Below are 18,030 nucleotides of genomic sequence, written 5' to 3'. Positions count from 1 at the left end.
TTCGGGCGCGTGTCCTTCGTTTCCTCTTGGCCCAAATATCCCGGGGTGAATGCGCGTAAGCGCAGAGGGGCAGCGCCCCTCAATACCACTTCGCGATTGGCGGCAGGCTCATCAGAACCGCATCCGCATTATGCCCGGTCTCGAGCCCGAATTTCGTGCCCCGGTCATAGACGAGATTATATTCCGCATAGAGTCCGCGGTGGCGCAGCTGGGCCTCGCGGTCCTCCTCGGACCAATCCTGTACCCGGCGCTTCTCGATCAGCGGCTGGAAGGCGGGCAGGAAGCCCGCGCCCACCGATTGGGTGAAGGCGAAATCGTCCTCCCACTCGCCGGTGTTGAGATCGTCGTAGAAAATCCCGCCGACGCCGCGTGCCCGACCGCGATGGGGGATGAAGAAATACTCGTCCGCCCAGGCTTTGAAATGGTCGTAATAGGTCTTGTCATGGGCGTCGCATGCGGCCTGCATCTCGGCGTGGAAATGCGCGGTGTCCTCGTCATATTCAAGACACGGATTGAGGTCGGCACCGCCGCCGAACCACCACGCGCCGGGCGTCCAGAACATGCGGGTGTTCATGTGCACGGCGGGGCAATGCGGGTTTTGCATATGCGCGACGAGGCTGATCCCCGAGGCCCAGAAGCGCGGGTCGTCCTCCATCCCCGGCACGCCGCGTGCGGCCATCGCCTTTTGCGCGCGGGGCGCCAGTTCGCCCCAGACGGTGGAGATGTTCACGCCGACCTTCTCGAAGACGCGCCCGCCGCGCATCACGCTCATCTTGCCGCCGCCATGGTCCTCGCCGTTCGGCCCCTTGCGCTCGGTCGGCGTCACCTCGAACCGGCCCGGCGCTTGATCGGAAAGCGGGCCTTGCGCATGGCTGTCTTCCAGCCCCTCGAATGCCGCGACGATCCGGTCGCGCAGGTCGGAAAACCACTGGCTCGCGCGGGCTTTGCGGGCGTCGAAATCCTCAACCGTGTCAGTCATGCGTAGGGCCTCCCAAATCTCTGGCGTGATCCTTAGCAGGCGCGGGCGGGTGCGGGAAGGGCGCGATTGATCGCGGGCGGACGTGGGCGTAGGTTAGATCCGTCAAGGAGACCGCCCATGCGCCACGCCCTCATGCTGATCCTGCTCGTCCTGCTCGCCGCCTGCGGCACCCCGCAGGAACGCTGCATCCGTCAATCCACGGCCGAATTGCGGCGCGTCACCGATCTGGTGAGCGAGGTGCAGGGCAATCTGGCGCGCGGCTACGCATGGCAGAGCTACGAGACCACCTCGAGCCGGTGGGAAATCTGCGGCTACGACACGATCACCAAGGGCGACAAGGTGATCCAGAAGCCGCGCATGTGCCTCGAGGATTACACGGTGACGCGGCAGCGCCCGATCCCGATCGATCCGGCCGCCGAGAAACGCAAGCTCGACGCGCTGCTGAAACGGCAGGCGGAGCTGTCGAAGGCCGCCGAGGCGCAGATCGCGGCCTGCAAGGCGGCCTATCCCGAAGAGGAGACCTGAGCGCTCAGCTCCCCGGTTTCACCTTCGCCAGAAGCTCCAGCACCTTCGGCCCCAGAGCAGAGACCACCTTCTTCACACCTTCGGGCGAGGGGTGGATATTGTCGGGCTGCATCAGGTCGGTCTTGGCGCGCTCCTCGATCGGGGTCTCCGTGATCGGGGCGAGCAGGTTGGGCACGAGAACGGCATCGTATTTCTGCGCCAGATCGGGATAGATCGCGTCGAAATCCTGCTGGTATTTCGGCCCGAAATTCCCCGGCGCGGGCAGCCCCGCCAGCAGCGCCGGGATGCCTTTCGCCTGCAGTTTCGCCAGAATGCCATCGAGGTTCGCCCGCGCCTGTTCGGGCGGCAGTCCGCGCAGCAGGTCATTGCCGCCCAAGGCCACGATCACCGCGTCGGGCTGGGGCGTCAGAAGCCAGTCGATCCGCGACAGCCCGCCTGCGGTCGTGTCGCCCGAAACGCCGCCATTGATCACCTTCACATCCTGCCCGTGACCCTGCAGCCATCCCTGCAGCTGCGGCACCAGCCCGTCCGCCGGATTATCGAGCCCATAGCCTTGGGTCAGCGAGTCCCCCAATGCGAGGATCGACACCTCCGCCATCGCGGGCCCGGCCCCCAGCGCCAGCCCCGCGGCGATAAAACCCGCAGTGATCCGCTTGCGTATCCCCATCTGCGGCCCATATCCCTTTGAAGCAAAAGAAAGACGGCGCATGAGTGACACGATCCTTGAGTTGAAAGACGCGCGGCTTGCGCTCGATGGCAATACCGGGCCGGTCGAGATCCTCAACGGGATCGACCTGAGCATCGCGAAAGGGGAAAGCGTCGGGCTCACGGGGCCGTCTGGATCGGGCAAATCGTCGCTCCTCATGCTGATGGGCGGGCTCGAACGCGCCACCTCCGGGTCTGTCACCGCTCTGGGCCACGATCTCTCGAAGCTGTCCGAGGATGCGCTGGCGCGGTTTCGTCGGGGTAATATGGGGGTGGTTTTCCAAAGCTTCCACCTCATCCCGACGATGACGGCGCTGGAAAACGTCGCGATGCCGCTGGAAATCGCGGGGGTGGAGCGCCCATTCGAGCGTGCCGCGGCAGAGCTGGAGGCCGTCGGGCTGGCGCACAGGCTCGAGCATTATCCCAGCCAGATGTCGGGCGGCGAGCAACAGCGCGTGGCCCTCGCCCGCGCGGTCGCGCCCCGGCCTGCGATCCTGCTCGCGGATGAACCCACCGGCAATCTCGACAGTGCCACCGGCGAGACGATCATCGAACTGCTCTTCGGCCTGCAGGAGAAACACGGCGCGACGCTGGTGCTGGTGACCCACGCGCCCGAACTGGCCGCGCGCTGCGACCGGATCGTGGAACTGCGCGACGGCGAAGTCGTGGGCGATCACATTGCAACGGGCACCCCCGCATGAGCCTTGCGCTCTCCATCGCCCGGCGCGAGCTGCGCGGCGGCATTCGCGGCTTCTGGGTGATGCTGCTCTGCCTGATGCTGGGCGTGGCGGCGATCGCCTCCGTGGGGCTGGTGCGCTCCGCGATCGAGCGCGCACTGTCGGATCAGGGCGCGGTGCTGCTGGGGGGCGACGCGCAATACGAATTCACCTATCGCCGCGCCAAGCCCGAGGAACTGCAATGGATCACCGACCGCGCCACGGCGGTCTCCGAGGTGATCGACTTCCGATCGATGCTGTCCACCGGCAGCGATCCCGCCGACCGCGCGCTGACGCAGGTGAAGGCGGTGGACGGGGCCTATCCGCTGACCGGCAAGCTGCAGCTCGATCCGCCCGTTACGCCGGACGCGCTGAAGGGGAATGGGGGCCTGCCGGGCATCTACCTCGATCCGATCCTCGCCGACCGTCTGGGCCTGAGCCCCGGTGATAAGGTGCAACTCGGCGGGCAGGATTTCGTGATGATGGCGCGGATCGTGCGCGAGCCGGATTCGACGGGCACGGGGATGGGCCTTGGCCCGCATTCCATCGTCTCGCTGTCGGCGATCGAGAACACGCCGCTTCTCTCGCCGGGTTCTCTTTTCGAGACGGAATACCGCGCGACACTGCCGCCAGATACCGACCTCGCCACCCTGAAACGGCAGGCCGAGACCCGGTTCGACGGGGCCGGTATGCGCTGGTCCGACCGCCGCCGCGCCGCGCCGGGGGCGGAGCGTTTCGTGCAGCGGCTCGGCTCGTTCCTCGTGCTGGTAGGGCTTGCCGGGCTGGCCGTGGGCGGCGTCGGTATCTCCGCCACCGTCGCTGCGTGGATCGAACGCAAGGCGCCCACCATCGCGACCCTGCGCGCGCTCGGCGCGACCGGAGGCACGATCCGCGCGGCGTTTCTGCTGCAGCTCGCAGCCCTCGGCCTTGCGGGCATCCTCGCGGGGCTCGTCCTCGGCGCCGGTCTCGTCCTCGGCGCATCCGGGCTGATCGAACGCTCGCTGCCGCTGCCGGTCGAGATCGGCCTCGATCCCGGCCCGCTGGGCGAGGCCGCGCTCTATGGCGCACTGGTCGCGATGCTGTTTGCCCTCTGGCCGCTCTCGCGCATGTCGAAGATGCGCGCGGCGACGCTCTATCGCGACACCGGCGCAGGCCGCCGCCTGCCGGGCTGGCCCACGCTTTTGCTGACGGCGGCGCTTCTGACGATCATCATCACCGTCTCGGCGTGGTTCTCGGGCCTCTGGACGCTGACGCTGGCGAGCCTCGGCGGCATCGCCGTGGCGCTTCTGATCCTCACGCTCGCCGCCAGCCTGATCCGCTGGCTGGCGCGCCGCGCCCAGCACCGCGCCCGGGGCCGCCTCGTGCTGCGCGCAGCCCTTGCCGCCATCGGCGGGCCGCGCTCCGAGGCGCGCTCGGTCATCCTCTCGCTCGGCCTCGGCCTCTCGGTTCTGGCGGCCGTGGGGCAGGTCGATAGCGGCTTGCGCGGCGCCATCGACCGCGATCTGCCGAAGGTCGCGCCCGCCTATTTCGTGATCGATATCCAGCCCGACCAGATCCAGCCCTTCACCGATCTGCTGGTGGATATGCCCCAAGTTACCAAGGTCGAAAGCGTGCCGATGCTGCGTGGCGTCATCACCAAGATCAACGGCGAGGATGCGCGCAAGACGCATGGCGAGCATTGGGTGCTGCGCGGCGATCGCGGCGTGACCTATGCCGAGACCCCGCGCGAAAAGATCACTGCGGGTGAGTGGTGGCCGAAGGATTATAGCGGCCCGCCGCTGGCCAGTTTTTCGGCCAAGGAGGCGCAGGAGATCGGCCTCAAGCTTGGCGATACGATCACGGTGAACATCCTCGGGCGCGACATCACCGCGAAGGTGACCTCGTTCCGCGACGTGGATTTTTCGACCGGGGGCATCGGCTTCGTCCTCACGCTCGACCCGGCCGCTTTGCGCGGTGCGCCCCATACCTGGCTCGCCACGATTTACGCGCCGCCAAGCGCCGAGGCGCAGGTGATGCGCGATCTGGCGGAGCGCTTCCCCAATATAACCGCGATCCGCGTGCGCGACGCTCTGCAGCGCGTGACCGATGCGCTCTCGGCCATCGCGCGGGCGACCTCGCTGGCGGCGGGCGTGACGCTGCTCACCGGCTTCGTCGTCCTGATCGGGGCGGCGGCGGCGGGCGAGCGCGAACGCGCCTGGGAGGCGGCGATGCTCAAGACACTCGGCGCCACGCGCGGTGCGATCCTTGCGAGCTTCGCGCTGCGCTCGGCGCTGATGGGCGCGGCTGCGGGGCTGGTCGCGATCCTGTTTGGCGGGCTCGCGGGCTGGGCCGTGGTCGATCTGGTGATGGGGGCGGAGTTCCATTTCGCGCCGCTCCCCGCGCTTCTGATCGTGGCGGGCGGCGTGATCGCGACGCTGCTGGCCGGTCTGGTCTTCGCGCTGCGCCCGCTTGCGGCTCGGCCTGCGGGGGTGTTGCGCGCGCCTGAGTGAGGGCGGCTTTACGTTGAAAAGCCGGATGCCTCCGGCGGGGATATTTCGGCCAAGCCGAAGAGAGGGCGCTTTGCTTCGCCTTGGTTCAAATATCCCCCGCGGAGCGTCCTTCGTTCGAGGATGCGCAGGTCGCGGGTCAGCGCAGCCCGGTTTCGCGGAGCAAGCCGCGCCGTTTTGCCTCGTAATAATAGCCGCGCGAATACCATTTCACCGCGCGATCTTCCGAGCCGTCCGAAACCAGCCATGCGCCGCGCAGGTATTTTACCGCGTATTTCAGGTTCGTGTCGGGATCGAGCAGGTCATGTGGTTGGCCTCTAAACCCCATGCTACGCGCGGTCTGCGGCAGGATCTGCATCAGCCCGTAATAGGGGCCGTTGCGGGCATCGGCGCGGTAGCGGCTCTCGCGCTGGACCACGCGGTGGGTGAGGGTGCGCGGCACCCCGTAATGGTCCGAATAGCGGTTGATCAGGGCGCGGATTTCCGGCGTCTCGTTGCGATGCAGCGGCAGCGCATAGGCCGGTTTCGCCATCGGACGCGGCGAGCCGCCACAGGCCGCAAGGGCGCCGAGCGAGAGCAGGAAGAGGCGACGAGTCAGCATGCGGGCGCTCCGGGTGGTGGGTCGCCGTCAGCTAAGCGCCCTCCTTGCCGCTTGGGAAGGGCGGAGTTCCGGCCTCGGCGCGCACTCGCCGATCCGCGCCCGGATCAGCGCAGGGCGCGGCGCAGGCGTAGCGCGTTGGTGACCACGAAGACCGACGAGAAGGCCATCGCGCCCGCCGCCAGCATCGGGGACAGGCCGGGCCCGCCGAAGGGCACGAGGATGCCCATCGCGACCGGGATCAGCGCGACGTTATAGGCGAAGGCCCAGAACAGGTTCTGCCGGATGTTGCGCATCACCGCGCGCGACAGTTCCAGCGCCATTGCGACGCCGTTCGGATCGCCGCGCATCAGCACGACCTCGGCGGCCTCGATGGCCACATCGGTGCCGGTGCCGATCGCAAGGCCCACATCGGCGGCCGCAAGCGCTGGGGCGTCATTGATGCCGTCGCCCACGAAGGCGACCGGGCCGATCTGGCGCAGGCTCTCGACCGCGTCGCGCTTGCCGTCGGGCAGCACCTCGGCCTCGATCCGGTCGATGCCGAGATCGTGGCCCACGGCTTCGGCCGTGGCGCGCGTGTCGCCGGTGACCATCGCCACCTGTTTGCCCGCCTTATGCAGAGCGTCGACCGCTTCGCGCGCCTCGGCTTTGATCGGGTCCGACAGCGCCATCAGCGCGACAGGCCGGTCGTCGAGCGACATCCAGACCGGGGTTCGGCCTTTCGCGGCCAGCGCCTTCGCGCGCTCGGCGTAGGGCGCGATATCCGCGCCGGCCTCTTCCATCGCACCGACATTGCCGATCCAGAGCTTGGCCCCTTCGGCCTGCGCGCGCAGCCCCTTGCCGGACAGCGCCTTGACGCGTTTGACCGGCGCATGGGCGATGCCGCGCGTCTCGGCTTCGGCGAGGATCGCACGGGCCAGCGGGTGCTCCGAGCGCGCCTCGGCGCCTGCGGCCAGCGCGAGGATTTCCGCCTCGGACAGATCGGCGAGCGGTTCGAGATCGGTCAGGGCTGGGTGGCCTTCGGTCAACGTCCCGGTCTTGTCGAAGCCCACGACTGCGACCTCCGAGAGGCGCTGTAGCGCGTCGCCACGGCGGAACAAAAGGCCCAGTTCGGCGCCGCGCCCGGTGCCCACGAGGATCGAGACCGGCGTCGCCAGCCCCATCGCGCAGGGACAGGCGATGATCATCACCGAGATTGCCGCGACGAAGGCATGCGAAAAGCCCATGCCCGCGATCATCCAGATCGCGAAGGTCAGGAGCGACAGCGCCATGACCACGGGCACGAAGACGCGGGTGACCTTGTCGACCAGCGCCTGCACCGGCAGTTTCGCGCCCTGTGCGGCTTCGACCATCGCGATGATCCGTGACAGGACGGTGTCGCCGCCGGTCGCGGTGACGCGGTAGCTGAGCGCGGATTCGCCGTTCACGGTGCCGCCGGTGATCGGATCGCCTTCGGATTTCGCGACGGGGACGGGCTCGCCGGTCAGCATGCTCTCGTCGATATGGCCCGCGCCCTCGGCGATCACCCCGTCGAGCGCGACCCGTTCGCCGGGGGCGAGCAGCAAAATGTCGCCGGGCACGAGTTCCTCGATCGGCCGTTCCTCGACCCCGTTTTCGGTCTGCACGCGCGCGGTCTTGGGCTGCAGTCCGATCAGCCGCGAGATCGCTTCGCCTGCGCGGCCCTTGGCGCGCGCCTCCAGCCAGCGACCCAGCAGGATCAGCGTGACGATGGTCGCCGCCGCCTCGAAATAGACGCCCCGCGCGGCCTCTGGCAGAAGGCCGGGCGCAAGCGTGACAAGGGCGGAATAGACAAAGGCGGCGAGCGAGCCCATCGCGACGAGCGAATTCATCTCGGGCGAACCGCGCAACAGGGCAGGGACGCCGATGCGCAGGAAGACGCGGCCGGGGAAGGCCAGCACCAGCGCGGTGAGGATCATCTGCACCCACCAGCTTGCCTGCATCCCGATCGTGCTGGCGATCAGGTGATGCATGCCGGGGATCATATGCGCGCCCATCGCGAGCACGAAGACCGGGGCGGTCAGCGCGAGCGCGGTCAGGAACTGACGCCGCAGCTGGCGCGCCTCCTGCATCTGGCGCTCGGCGGCGCTGGGGCCGTTGGCCATCTCCTCTTTCAAGCGCCCCGGATAGCCCGCCTGGTCGAGCGCGGTTTTGAGGCTCTCGAGATCGGCAGGCCCGTCGAATTCGACATGGGCACTGCGCGCCATCAGGTTGGCCGAGGCGTTTTGCACGCCGGGTTGTGCCAAAAGTGCGCGTTCGACCCGACCGGTGCAGGCGCCGCAATGCATGGCGTCGATGATAAATGTGGCTTCGCTCATGGGGCGTTATCTGATCCTGACCAGGGCTGCGGTCAAGCGTCGCGAGACATATGCAGGTAATTGAATTTGACGTGAGGAGCTGCTATATTCTTTCACAACGTAACTTTTCTCGTGGAGTGCCCTCGAATGAACCTCGACCGTGCGATTTTTGCCTTCGCTGGCGTGATGATCCTGATCTCGCTGCTGCTGGCCGTCTATGTCTCGATGTATTGGCTGTGGTTCACCGCCTTCATCGGCGCGAACCTGCTGCAATCGGCTTTCACCGGGTTCTGCCCGGCTGCGATGATCTTCGGCAAGTTCGGCATCAAATCGGGCTGCGCTTTCGGTAAGTAATCGACAAAGCGGCAACGATTGGCGCTGGCCTTTTTCTGACCCGATACCAAATTCTTGAGAGGGTGGGGCGGCTTTGCTAGCCTCACCCTTGGTTTTGTCGAACGCTTTGCCGGGAGACGCCGCAGGATTTTGCAGGAGTTTGATCATGGATCGCCGCGCTTTTCTTCTTTCGCTGGCCGCCTTGCCGTTTGCGAGCCTGCCCGCTTTCGCCGCAAGCGGGCCCGCGCAAACCATCGAGACCGCGCCTGCGAAGCGCTGGCCGATCGGCTCGCAATATTACCCGACCAAGGTCACGGTGAAGCCCGATCTTCCGGTGGGCTCGATCATCATCGTCTCGGATAAGTTCTTCCTCTATCACATCACCGCGCCGGGCGTGGCGATGCGCTACGGCGTGGCCGTGGGCAAGGAAGAGCTGAAGTTCCGCGGCACCGCGACGGTGGCGCGCAAGGTCAAATGGCCGAGCTGGACGCCCACGCGCGAGATGATCGAACGCAATCCGGCCTACAAGAAATACGAGGACGGGATGAAGGGCGGGCCGCAGAACCCGCTCGGCGCGCGGGCGATGTATCTCTACCAGAACGGGCGTGACACGGCGATCCGCATCCACGGCACGACCGAGCCGGGTTCGATCGGGCACGCGGTCTCGAACGGCTGCATCCGGATGGTCAACGATCATGTCATCGATCTGTTCAACAGCGTTCCCGTCGGCACGCAGGTCACTGTCTACTGATGAAACTTACCTCGATTGCCGAGGTCGCCGCGCTCGATTTCGACACGATCATCGATGTGCGCTCACCTTCGGAATTCGCCGAGGATCATATCCCCGGCGCTATCAACCTGCCCGTGCTCGACGATGAGGAGCGCGCCCGCGTCGGCACGATCTACAAGCAGGTCGCGCCTTTTGACGCGCGCAAGATCGGCGCGGCGCTGGTGGCACAGAATGCTGCCAAACATCTGCAGGGTCCGCTGGCCGATAAGGAAGGCGGCTGGCGTCCGCTGGTCTATTGCTGGCGCGGCGGGCAGCGTTCGGGGTCTTTCGCGACGATCCTGAAGCAGGTCGGCTGGCGCGTGGAGCTGGTCGAGGGCGGCTACAAGGCCTTCCGGTCGCTGGTCGTGGAGGCCGGGCTTGCCGAGATGCCCTGTCCGGTCGTCGTTCTCGACGGCAATACCGGCACCGCGAAGACCGATATCCTGAAAGCCGCGCGGGCGCAGGGGGCGCAGGTCATCGATCTGGAGGGGCTCGCCAATCATCGCGGCTCGCTCTTCGGGGCGATGGAGGGTGGCCAGTCGAGCCAGAAGGATTTCGAGTCGCGGCTGATCATGGAGATCGCGGCGCTCGATCCGGCGCGGCCTGTCCTGCTGGAGGCGGAAAGCTCCAAGATCGGCGATCTGCAACTGCCCGCAGGGATCTGGGCCGCGATCAAGGATGCGCCGCGCCTGCGAGTGCGTGCGCCGCTGTCGGAGCGGGCGCAGTATCTGGCGCGGGCCTATGCGGATATCACGGCAGATGCCGATCGGCTGCTGGCGGTGCTCGATCAGCTGCGGCCCTTCCAGCCCGCCGAGCGGATCGCGGCGTGGCAGGCACAGGCGACGGCGGGGGAATATGCGGCGTTGGCGGGCGAGTTGATGCGCGACCATTACGATCCGCGCTACGAGAAGCACCGCGCGCGCCATGTGGAGCATGAGCGGGTGATCGAGGCGGAAAGCCTCGCGCCGGAGGCGATCGAGGGGCTGGCTGCGCAGGTGGTGAAAGAGGCGTCGGAGATGGCGGGGCGCTGAGGGGCGTGAGCCCTTGGCACGGGCGGCTAGCCCGGGCCGCGCCCGACCCTCCCCCCGGGAGGGCGCATTGGCGGCGTCATCGCGAGTAGGAATGTCTTCCGGACTTGCGAGACAAAGCGCCAAGCCACCGACCGGTCAAAGCGCCCACCCAAGGCTCGGGCGCGTCCCTTTTCTCACCGCACCCGCAGGAACGCCGGACCCTCCGCAATCACGCCGATCTGCGCGGCGCGGTAGCCTGCCGCTTCTAGCTTTGCCAGAACCTCCGCAGCCTGCGCCTCCGGCACGCTGGCCAGCAACCCGCCCGAGGTCTGCGGATCGTGCAAAAGCTCCGTTCGTGGCCCCGGTGGTGCGGTCACCCGGCCCGCGCAATTGGCGATGTTCTGCGGCAGAAGCGTCGAGTGCTCGCCTGCCTCGGCCAAAGCCTGGGCCCCGTCGAGCAGCGGGATCGCGGCAAGGTCCAGCTCTGCCGAGACGCCCGACGCCTCGCATAGCCCCAGCAGATGCCCCGCGAGACCAAAGCCCGTCACATCCGTCATCGCGGAAGCGATCGGCGCGAGGATCGCGGAAGCCTCGGCAGAGCTGCGGCCCATGCTCTCCAGCGCGCCAGCCACGACGTCGCCCGGCGCGTGTTTCGCCATCTCGGCGGCAAGGATCACGCCCGTTCCAAGCGGCTTCGTCAGGATCAGCACCTCGCCGGGCTTCGCGCCCTCCTGACCTAAAGGCCGCTCGGCCAGCCCGGTCACAGTGAAGCCCAGTGTCAGCTCCGCGCCCATTGAGGTATGCCCGCCGACGAGATCGCAGCCCGCGTCGCGGAAGGCCTCGGACGCGGCCCCCAGCATTTCGCGCAGGGCCCGCGCGCCCAGTTCCTCGGACTGGCGGGGCAGGGTGACCTGCGCCAGCGCCGCCTGCGGGGCCGCGCCCATCGCCCAAGCGTCGCTCATCGCATGCAGCGCCACGATCCGGCCCAACAACCACGGGTCCTCGGTGAAGGCGCGGACGTGATCGGTGGTGAAGACCTGCGTCTGCGCGCCGCAAGACAGCACGGCGGCATCGTCGCCCGGACCGCTCAGCACATCGCCGCGAGCGGGCGCAGGCAGATCGGACAGCGCCTCGCGCAGCGCCTGACCGCCGAGCTTCGCGCCGCAGCCGCCGCACATCGGTTTGCTGCCCAGCACCTCCGCGATCCCCTGCGCGTGCTCGCGGGGCAGGGGCGGCGTCGGCATCTCGGGCAGGTCGTGGACCTTCGCCATGAATTTGCGGTCGATGTGGTCCTTCCAGCGCCAGAGCCATTTCCCGTTCAGCGGGAGGCTCCATTTGTCGGCCACCGCCTGTTTGCCGCCCGTGGAGATCAGCTTCAGATAGTCGCGCTGCGGCTGATAGGTCTTCATCTCCCCGCCCGAAGCGGCGGCGCGCAGATTGGCGAAAAGCGGCTTCGCTTCGCGCACCGCGTAGACGCCCGCCTTGGGGCGCGGCGCGTGGCTGAGATGGGCGATGTCGCCTGCGGCGAAGATCGCGGGATCGCAGCTTTGCAGCGTCGGGCCGACCGTGACGAAGCCGTCGGTCAGATCGAGCCCGGTCTCGGGAAGCCAGTCGGCAGGTTTCGTGGCTCCCGTGCCGATGATGAAATCGGCCTCGGCTGTGCGTCCGCCTTCCAGCAGAAGCCGCCCTTTTTCCGCGCCGATCAGCGCCGCGTCGGTCTCGATGGTCACGCCGAGCCGCGCGCAGTGCGCCAGCATCGCGTTCCGAGCGCCGTTGCCAAGCGCGCGCAGTGCCTCGGGCGCAGCCTCATAGACCGTGACTTGCGCCTGCGGCAGACGGTGCGCGCAGGCCATCGCAAGCTCCACCCCCGCCACGCCGCCGCCGACCACGGCGATCTTCGGCGACTCGGGCGGATTGGCGGCGAAAGCGTCCCAGGCATCGGCGAAAGCGTCGAGCGGTTTCGCGGGCACGACATGGTCGAGAAAACCGGGCAGCTGCGGCATCTCCGCCGTGATCCCGATATCGATCGAGGCAACGTCATAGGCGATCGGCGCACGCCCCGGCACTTCGATCAGCCGCCGCGCCCGGTCGAGTCCCGTGGCGCGCCCCAGAACCAGCCGCGCGCCCGCATGCCGGGCGAGCTTCACCAGATCGAGCTGCAGCTCGTCGCGGGTATAATGCCCCGCCACATGGCCCGGCAGCATTCCCGAATAGGCCGCGGAGGGGGTTGGGTTGATCACGGTCAGCCGCACACCCGGCAACGGGCTCATCCCCCACATCCGCAGCACCAGCGCATGGGTATGTCCGCCCCCGATCAGAACGATATCGCGTGTCAGGGGCAGGGCAGGGGCGGCGTGCATGGTCTCTCCTTTTCCCCTCATGCCTAGCCTTTGCGCGCGGCTTCGCCAATTCCCAATATGCCGCAGCGAAATGGGGGCAATTTTCCCGCAAAACGTCCTTGACTGGACGATCCGCTTTGCCTAGTTAGCCCCCCAGTGGCTAGGTAGCTCAGCTGGTTAGAGCACACGACTCATAATCGTGGGGTCGGGGGTTCAAGTCCCCCCCTCGCCACCACTACTCCCCCTCTTTCGGGAGAGATGCGAAAAGGGCGCCCCTCGGGGCGCCCTTTGCTTTTGTCTCAGGCTCAACCTCAGTTCGAGGCGGTGCGCAGAAGATCGGTGATCCGGCGCACCACGGCGCGGCGGTTGGCTTCCGAGGCCCCTTCGGTCTGCACCTTCAGGTCCTGTTCGCCATAGCCTTGCACCACGAGGTTCTCGGCGGGCACGTCGAAATACTCGCTCAGAGCCAGCGCGACCGATTCCGCGCGACGGTCCGAGAGCGCGAGGTTGTAGGCGGCGCTGCCGACGGCGTCGGTATGGCCTTCCACGAGGAACAGCTCGCGCGGGTTTTCGTCGATGCGCTGCTGGATCGCCTGACCCAGAGCCGAGAGAGCCTGCGCCTGATCGGGCTGGATCGCGGACGACCCGGTCTCGAAGTTGATGTTCTCGACCGAAATCGCGGGGGCGAGATCACGCACCGGGGTGATGTTGCGCACCTGCGAGAGCGTGAAGGTGCGGTCGACGCCGCTTTGACGGGTCAACGCATCGCGCAGCGCCTGCTCGTTGCTGGACGACACCGTCGCGGTGGGCTTGGGCTCGGGAAGCGCCGAGACATCGACCGGATCGGCCCCGCGCGCGTCGTCGACCAGCAGGTACTGCGTGCCGTCGGGCTGGACCAGCGTGCGCTTCAGGATCTGACGCTGGGCGTCATAGACGGTGACGATCTGGCTGCCATCGGGCTTGGTCACGATCGTGCGCGACGAACCGTCCGCGTAGTCCTGCGTGCGAATCTTCGAGCCGGGCTGACGCAGCAGCGCGTTGTCGTCCTTCACCAGTTGGTAAGAACCATCGGGTTGCTGTACAACAACGCGGTCGCCCGAATTCACGGCCACTTTCGAGCCGTTGTTCAGGATCGCCCCTACGGCGAGCGCACCAAGACCCGAGAGCGCGGCGGTTTCCAGCGTGCTCAGACGGTCTTTCTTTTTCTTCTTCGACGAGTCGGTCTGCGCGGTGGCCTGCGCTTCCGCGTCGGGCTTGGCGTCGACCGAGGTCGCGAAGTCTTCGGATGCGCTGCGCGCGGTGTCCTCGGTCACCGTCTCTTCGGTGGCGTCGGCGGTGTCGGCGCTGTCGGTCGGCGCGTTGAGCGCCTCGTTCTGCACGGCTTCGCCTTCGATCGCGGCCTGCGTATCGGTCAGCGCGTTCTCCAGCAGCTTCGTCGCCTTGCTGGCCGCCGTGTCTTGGCTCGTCTGCTGATCGGTTTCCGCCGTGGTGTCAGCGGTCTCCGAGGCGGTGGCCTCCGCGTCGGCATTGGCGGCCTCTTCCGGCTGGATCACCTTCGGCTCGACGTCCGCGCCGGACCCGCCATTGCCTTCCTGCACGACCTGCGTGTCGGAGGTGGTGTCCGTCGAGGCCTCGCCAGCAGGTTTCGCCTCGGGCTCTGCCGTTGCGGTGCTGTCTCCTTGGGCCTCCGAGTTCTGCATCGCGTCTTCGGTGGTGTCGGTCACCGGGGCAGGGGCGTCCTGTGAGGTGGTGTCGGGGCTGAGCGTGCTCGTCGCCTCAGCGTCCGTCTGGCCGTCCGTAGTGGTCGTCGTGTCGGTCGAGCCATCAGCCGTTGCGGTGGTCGAACCATCGGTTTCAGCCGTAGCGGAGCCATCGGTCTCAGCGGTGGTCTCTGCGGTGGTATCCGCCGAGGTCGAGCCATCGGTGTTTGCGGTAGCCGAACCGTCGGTCTCTGCCGGTGCCGCAGCATCGGGCTGCGCGTCGGCCGCTGCCGCGTCGGTCTCGGCAGAGGCATCGGCATTCGCGTCGGTCTCGGTATCCGTCGTCGCTGCGGCAGCCGCGTCGGCGTTGGTATCGGTGCCCGTGGTCTCGGATTGAGTGGTCACATCCGCGCCGCCTTCGACTGCGGCTTTCGCGCTGGCGTCGGGGGTGTCACCGCTCGCAGCCGGGTCCTGGTCTGCGGGCGGGGCTGCGCCTTCGATCGCGTCCTTCGCGGCTTGATCGGCTTCGCTATCGCTCATCGGCGCATCGGCATTTTCCGGATCGGTTCCTGCCGCAGCCTCGGCGGAGCCATCGGCGTTTGCCGCCGCGGCCTCGCAATCGGCTTTCGCCTGATCCGTCGGGGTGCCATCGGCGACCGCCTTCGCGATGCATTCAGCGGTGGCGATATTGCTATCCTGGGCAAGCGCACTGAACGGCAGGATCGCCGGGCTCAGCGCGGCAAGGCCGGCAACGAGCGCAGTGGTCGTCTTCAACGTCTTCATGTCGTCTCCCTTTCATGCGGCATCTGGCCGCGTGTCGGGGGTTCAAACGTCTCACAGACCCGTGTGTTCCGGCGCCCTCATGACCATCGGCAGGAATCAGCACGGGGCGGACCCGCAGGCCCGCCCCGTGATTTGGGAAGAAAAACCTGTGCCGGTCCGGCTCAGTGGGTCTTCTTGACCGCTTTCAGCTTGTCGATGCCGAGCATCTTCATCGCGGTCTTCTCGTAGAACGGCTCCGAGGTGCCCTTGCGCAGTTTGCGCATGAAGTATTTCTCGAAACCGATCTTGGCGAGGTGGACCCATTTGCCCTGGCTCGACCAGTTGACGTTGCGCGGCGGAAGCTGCGGTTGGGCCACGAAGGCGATGCCGCTGTCGCCGAAATCGGCCAGACAGATCGCGTTCCAGGTGCCGGTCTCGTCGGGCTCCTGACCACGCACGATATTGCCGAGGTTATGCGCGGTGGCGGTGACCATCGACTCGATCATGAAGCCGGTCTTCGGCACGCCGCAGGGCACCGGGGTCGGGCCCATGGGTGGGATCGCGATCCCGACGCCGATCCCGAAGACATTCGGGTATTTCGGGTTGCGCTGGTGCTTGTCGACGATGACGAAGCCGCGCGGGTTCACGAGACCTTCCAGTCCCATCACCGCCGGGATGCCACGGAAGGGCGGCAGCATCATCGAGTATTTGAACGGCATCTCATGGGTCGCCTTGACGGAGCCGTCATCGGCGATCTCTTCGACATGCATCACGCCGTCTTCGACCTTCTTCACGCGCGACGAAGTCATCCACTTCATGTGCTTCTCGCGCATCGCGCCTTCGAGAAGACCCTTGGTGTCGCCGACGCCGTCGAGGCCGAGATGGCCGACGTAAGGCTCGGAGGTCACGAAGGTGATCGGAACCTGATCGCGGATCTTCGCCCGGCGCAGCGCGGTGTCGAGGATGAAAGCGAATTCATAGGCCGGGCCGAAGCACGACGCGCCTTGCACCGCGCCCACGATGATCGGGCCGGGGTCTTCGCAGAAGCGCTTGAAGGCGGTGCCGGCATCCTCGGCGTGATCGACATGGCAGACCGAGTGGGTGAAGCCGTCGGGACCGAGCCCTTCGATCTCGTCGAAGGCCAGTTCCGGGCCGGTGGCGAGCACGATGTAATCGTAGGAGACCTCTTGGCCATCCTCGAGCTCGACCTTGTTGTCATCGGGGTGCAGGCGCTTTGCCGCGACCGGGATGAACTTGATGTTCTTCTTCTTCATCGTCGGTTCGAGATCGACGGTGATGTCCTTGCGGTCGCGCCAGCCGACGGCGACCCAAGGGTTGGAGGGCACGAAGTGGTACTTCGGGTCCTTGGTAATGACGGTGATTTCGTCTTCCTTACGGACCTGATCGCGCAATTCATAAGCCATGATTGCGCCGCCAAGACCTGCGCCGAGCACCACGATATGTGCCATTTTCGTTCCTCCCCGTTACCCGGTCATCAACTTGTCATGTCTCATTCGATAGATGCAATTGTTTGAATGTGTCAAGAAGACCCGCCTTTCAAATCCTGCGACGAATCAGCCTGTGGAACAAGTCTAACGCTAACGTGAAGCGAAAAGACCTTTGCGAAACAACGAAAAAGGGCCGGCGCGCGGCCGACCCTTTCCCATTCGTATCAGTATGGCTGACTTACTTCGGCGGTTCTGCCGTGATCCCCTCGACGTAGAAGGTCATCGAGTGAAGCTGATCGTCGGTCGCCATTTCGCCATCGGCGAGGAAGGCCGTGCCGTCCTGCTTGTTGAGCGGGCCGGTGAAGGGATGGACCTTGCCCGAGCCGATATCGTCCTTGAGCTGCAGCGCCTCTTTCTTGACGTCGTCCGGCACGGCCGAGGAAATCTCGCCGATCTCCACCATGCCGCTGTCGATGCCGCCCCAGGTGGCTTCCGACTTCCACGAGCCGTCCATGATCGCACCGACGCGCTCGATGTAATAGGGCGCCCAGTTGTCGATGGTCGACGCGACGCGCGGCATCGGCGCGAAGCTCGACATATCCGAGGCCTGACCGAAGGTGATGACGTTGCCGGCTTCCTGAGCTTTCGCCTGCGGCGCGGTCGAGTCGGTGTGCTGCAGCAGCACGTCCACACCATCGGCGATCAGGGCTGCGGCCGCGTCGGCCTCTTTCGCCGGATCGAACCAGGTGTAGGCCCAGACCACTTTCATCTCGATATCCGGGTTCACCTTCTTCGCGGCCAGATAGGCGGCGTTGATGCCCTGATAGACCTCGGGGATCGGGAAAGAGCCGATATAGCCGATCTTGTTGGTCTTGGTCATACGACCGCCGATCGTGCCCTGAATGGCGCGACCCTGATAGAATTTCGCGTCGTAGGTGGCGACGTTGTCGGCGAGCTTGTAGCCGGTGGCGTGCTCGAATTTCACGTCGGGGAATTTCTTGGCGACGTTCATCACCGCGTCCATGTAGCCGAAGGAGGTCGCGAAGATCAGCTTGTTGCCGTCCAGCGCCAGCTGGGTCAGCGCGCGCTCGGCATCGGGGCCTTCCGGCACGTTCTCGATGAACGAGGTCTTCACCTTGTCGCCGTATTTCTCTTCGATCGCCTGACGACCTTGGTCGTGCTGGTAGGACCAGCCCATGTCGCCGACAGGGCCGACATAGATGAAGCCGATTTTCAGCGGCTCGTCAGCGGCGAAAGCCGGGACGCCGACGCCCGCGACGACGGCCGTGGCGGCGGTGGTTTTCAAAAAGGATCTGCGGTTCATCGCGTTACTCCAAGTTGGGTG

Annotated in this window: 14 protein-coding genes and 1 tRNA gene; 7 read left to right on the top strand and 8 right to left on the bottom strand. The window is 66.4% G+C overall.

The window, feature by feature from the left end:
• Positions 1–79: 79 nt before the first annotated feature.
• Complete coding sequence (hemF, locus tag AC2TZ7_RS17845) at positions 80–979, bottom strand: oxygen-dependent coproporphyrinogen oxidase (protein WP_489865228.1); 900 nt, start codon at positions 977–979, stop codon at positions 80–82.
• 117 nt (positions 980–1,096) lie between these two features.
• On the opposite strand from hemF, the gene AC2TZ7_RS17840 reads away from it, so the two are divergent.
• Positions 1,097–1,504: a hypothetical protein gene (locus AC2TZ7_RS17840; protein ID WP_489865227.1), complete on the top strand. Its 408-nt coding sequence runs from the start codon at positions 1,097–1,099 to the stop codon at positions 1,502–1,504.
• Between the two features lie 4 nt (positions 1,505–1,508).
• Here AC2TZ7_RS17840 and AC2TZ7_RS17835 read toward each other — a convergent pair whose 3' ends face one another.
• The gene (locus AC2TZ7_RS17835; protein ID WP_489865226.1) at positions 1,509–2,171 is read right to left on the bottom strand and encodes an arylesterase; all 663 of its coding nucleotides are present in this window, start codon (positions 2,169–2,171) and stop codon (positions 1,509–1,511) included.
• 40 nt (positions 2,172–2,211) lie between these two features.
• Here AC2TZ7_RS17835 and AC2TZ7_RS17830 point away from each other — a divergent pair, with 40 nt between their 5' ends.
• The gene (locus AC2TZ7_RS17830) at positions 2,212–2,910 is read left to right on the top strand and encodes an ABC transporter ATP-binding protein (RefSeq protein ID WP_347432036.1); all 699 of its coding nucleotides are present in this window, start codon (positions 2,212–2,214) and stop codon (positions 2,908–2,910) included.
• Positions 2,907–5,414 (top strand): ABC transporter permease, encoded by a 2,508-nt coding sequence (locus tag AC2TZ7_RS17825; protein ID WP_489865225.1) that lies wholly within the window; start codon positions 2,907–2,909, stop codon positions 5,412–5,414. The genes AC2TZ7_RS17830 and AC2TZ7_RS17825 overlap by 4 nt, the downstream gene beginning before the upstream one ends.
• Positions 5,415–5,550: 136 nt before the next feature.
• On the opposite strand, the gene AC2TZ7_RS17820 is transcribed toward AC2TZ7_RS17825, so the two are convergent.
• Together AC2TZ7_RS17820 and AC2TZ7_RS17815 are read right to left on the bottom strand one after the other, a co-directional pair.
• On the bottom strand, positions 5,551–6,012 hold the full coding sequence (locus AC2TZ7_RS17820; RefSeq protein WP_083076042.1) for a lytic transglycosylase domain-containing protein: 462 nt from the start codon (positions 6,010–6,012) through the stop codon (positions 5,551–5,553).
• Between the two features lie 104 nt (positions 6,013–6,116).
• A complete protein-coding gene (locus tag AC2TZ7_RS17815; protein WP_489865224.1) occupies positions 6,117–8,345 on the bottom strand; it encodes a heavy metal translocating P-type ATPase in 2,229 nt (742 codons plus the stop codon).
• A 126-nt stretch (positions 8,346–8,471) separates the two neighbouring features.
• Between AC2TZ7_RS17815 and AC2TZ7_RS17810 the strand changes: the two genes are divergently transcribed.
• From AC2TZ7_RS17810 to mnmH, 3 genes are all read left to right on the top strand, one after another.
• Positions 8,472–8,678, top strand: a complete 207-nt coding sequence (locus AC2TZ7_RS17810; protein WP_078520385.1) for a YgaP family membrane protein — start codon at positions 8,472–8,474, stop codon at positions 8,676–8,678.
• Between the two features lie 145 nt (positions 8,679–8,823).
• Positions 8,824–9,408, top strand: a complete 585-nt coding sequence (locus tag AC2TZ7_RS17805; RefSeq protein WP_489865223.1) for a L,D-transpeptidase — start codon at positions 8,824–8,826, stop codon at positions 9,406–9,408.
• Positions 9,408–10,457 carry a tRNA 2-selenouridine(34) synthase MnmH gene (mnmH, locus tag AC2TZ7_RS17800; RefSeq protein ID WP_489865222.1) on the top strand — a complete coding sequence of 350 codons (1,050 nt, stop codon included), beginning with the start codon at positions 9,408–9,410 and terminating at the stop codon, positions 10,455–10,457. The genes AC2TZ7_RS17805 and mnmH overlap by 1 nt, the downstream gene beginning before the upstream one ends.
• Before the next feature lie 173 nt (positions 10,458–10,630).
• On the opposite strand, the gene selD is transcribed toward mnmH, so the two are convergent.
• Positions 10,631–12,796 carry a selenide, water dikinase SelD gene (gene selD, locus AC2TZ7_RS17795; RefSeq protein ID WP_489865221.1) on the bottom strand — a complete coding sequence of 722 codons (2,166 nt, stop codon included), beginning with the start codon at positions 12,794–12,796 and terminating at the stop codon, positions 10,631–10,633.
• Positions 12,797–12,933: 137 nt separating this feature from the next.
• On the opposite strand from selD, the gene AC2TZ7_RS17790 reads away from it, so the two are divergent.
• Positions 12,934–13,010: transfer RNA gene (locus AC2TZ7_RS17790), tRNA-Met, on the top strand.
• 76 nt (positions 13,011–13,086) lie between these two features.
• Here the strand turns inward: AC2TZ7_RS17790 and AC2TZ7_RS17785 are convergent.
• The 3 genes from AC2TZ7_RS17785 to AC2TZ7_RS17775 form a co-directional block, all read right to left on the bottom strand.
• Positions 13,087–15,258, bottom strand: coding sequence for an OmpA family protein (locus AC2TZ7_RS17785; protein WP_489865220.1), 2,172 nt, complete (start codon positions 15,256–15,258; stop codon positions 13,087–13,089).
• Between the two features lie 161 nt (positions 15,259–15,419).
• Positions 15,420–16,706, bottom strand: a complete 1,287-nt coding sequence (locus tag AC2TZ7_RS17780) for an NAD(P)/FAD-dependent oxidoreductase (RefSeq protein ID WP_083076059.1) — start codon at positions 16,704–16,706, stop codon at positions 15,420–15,422.
• A 217-nt stretch (positions 16,707–16,923) separates the two neighbouring features.
• On the bottom strand, positions 16,924–18,009 hold the full coding sequence (locus AC2TZ7_RS17775) for a BMP family ABC transporter substrate-binding protein (RefSeq protein WP_489865219.1): 1,086 nt from the start codon (positions 18,007–18,009) through the stop codon (positions 16,924–16,926).
• Positions 18,010–18,030 lie beyond the last annotated feature (21 nt).

It is taken from the genome of Thioclava sp. ISO4 (assembly GCF_058105145.1).
This window is presented reverse-complemented; position numbering and strand designations above follow the sequence as displayed.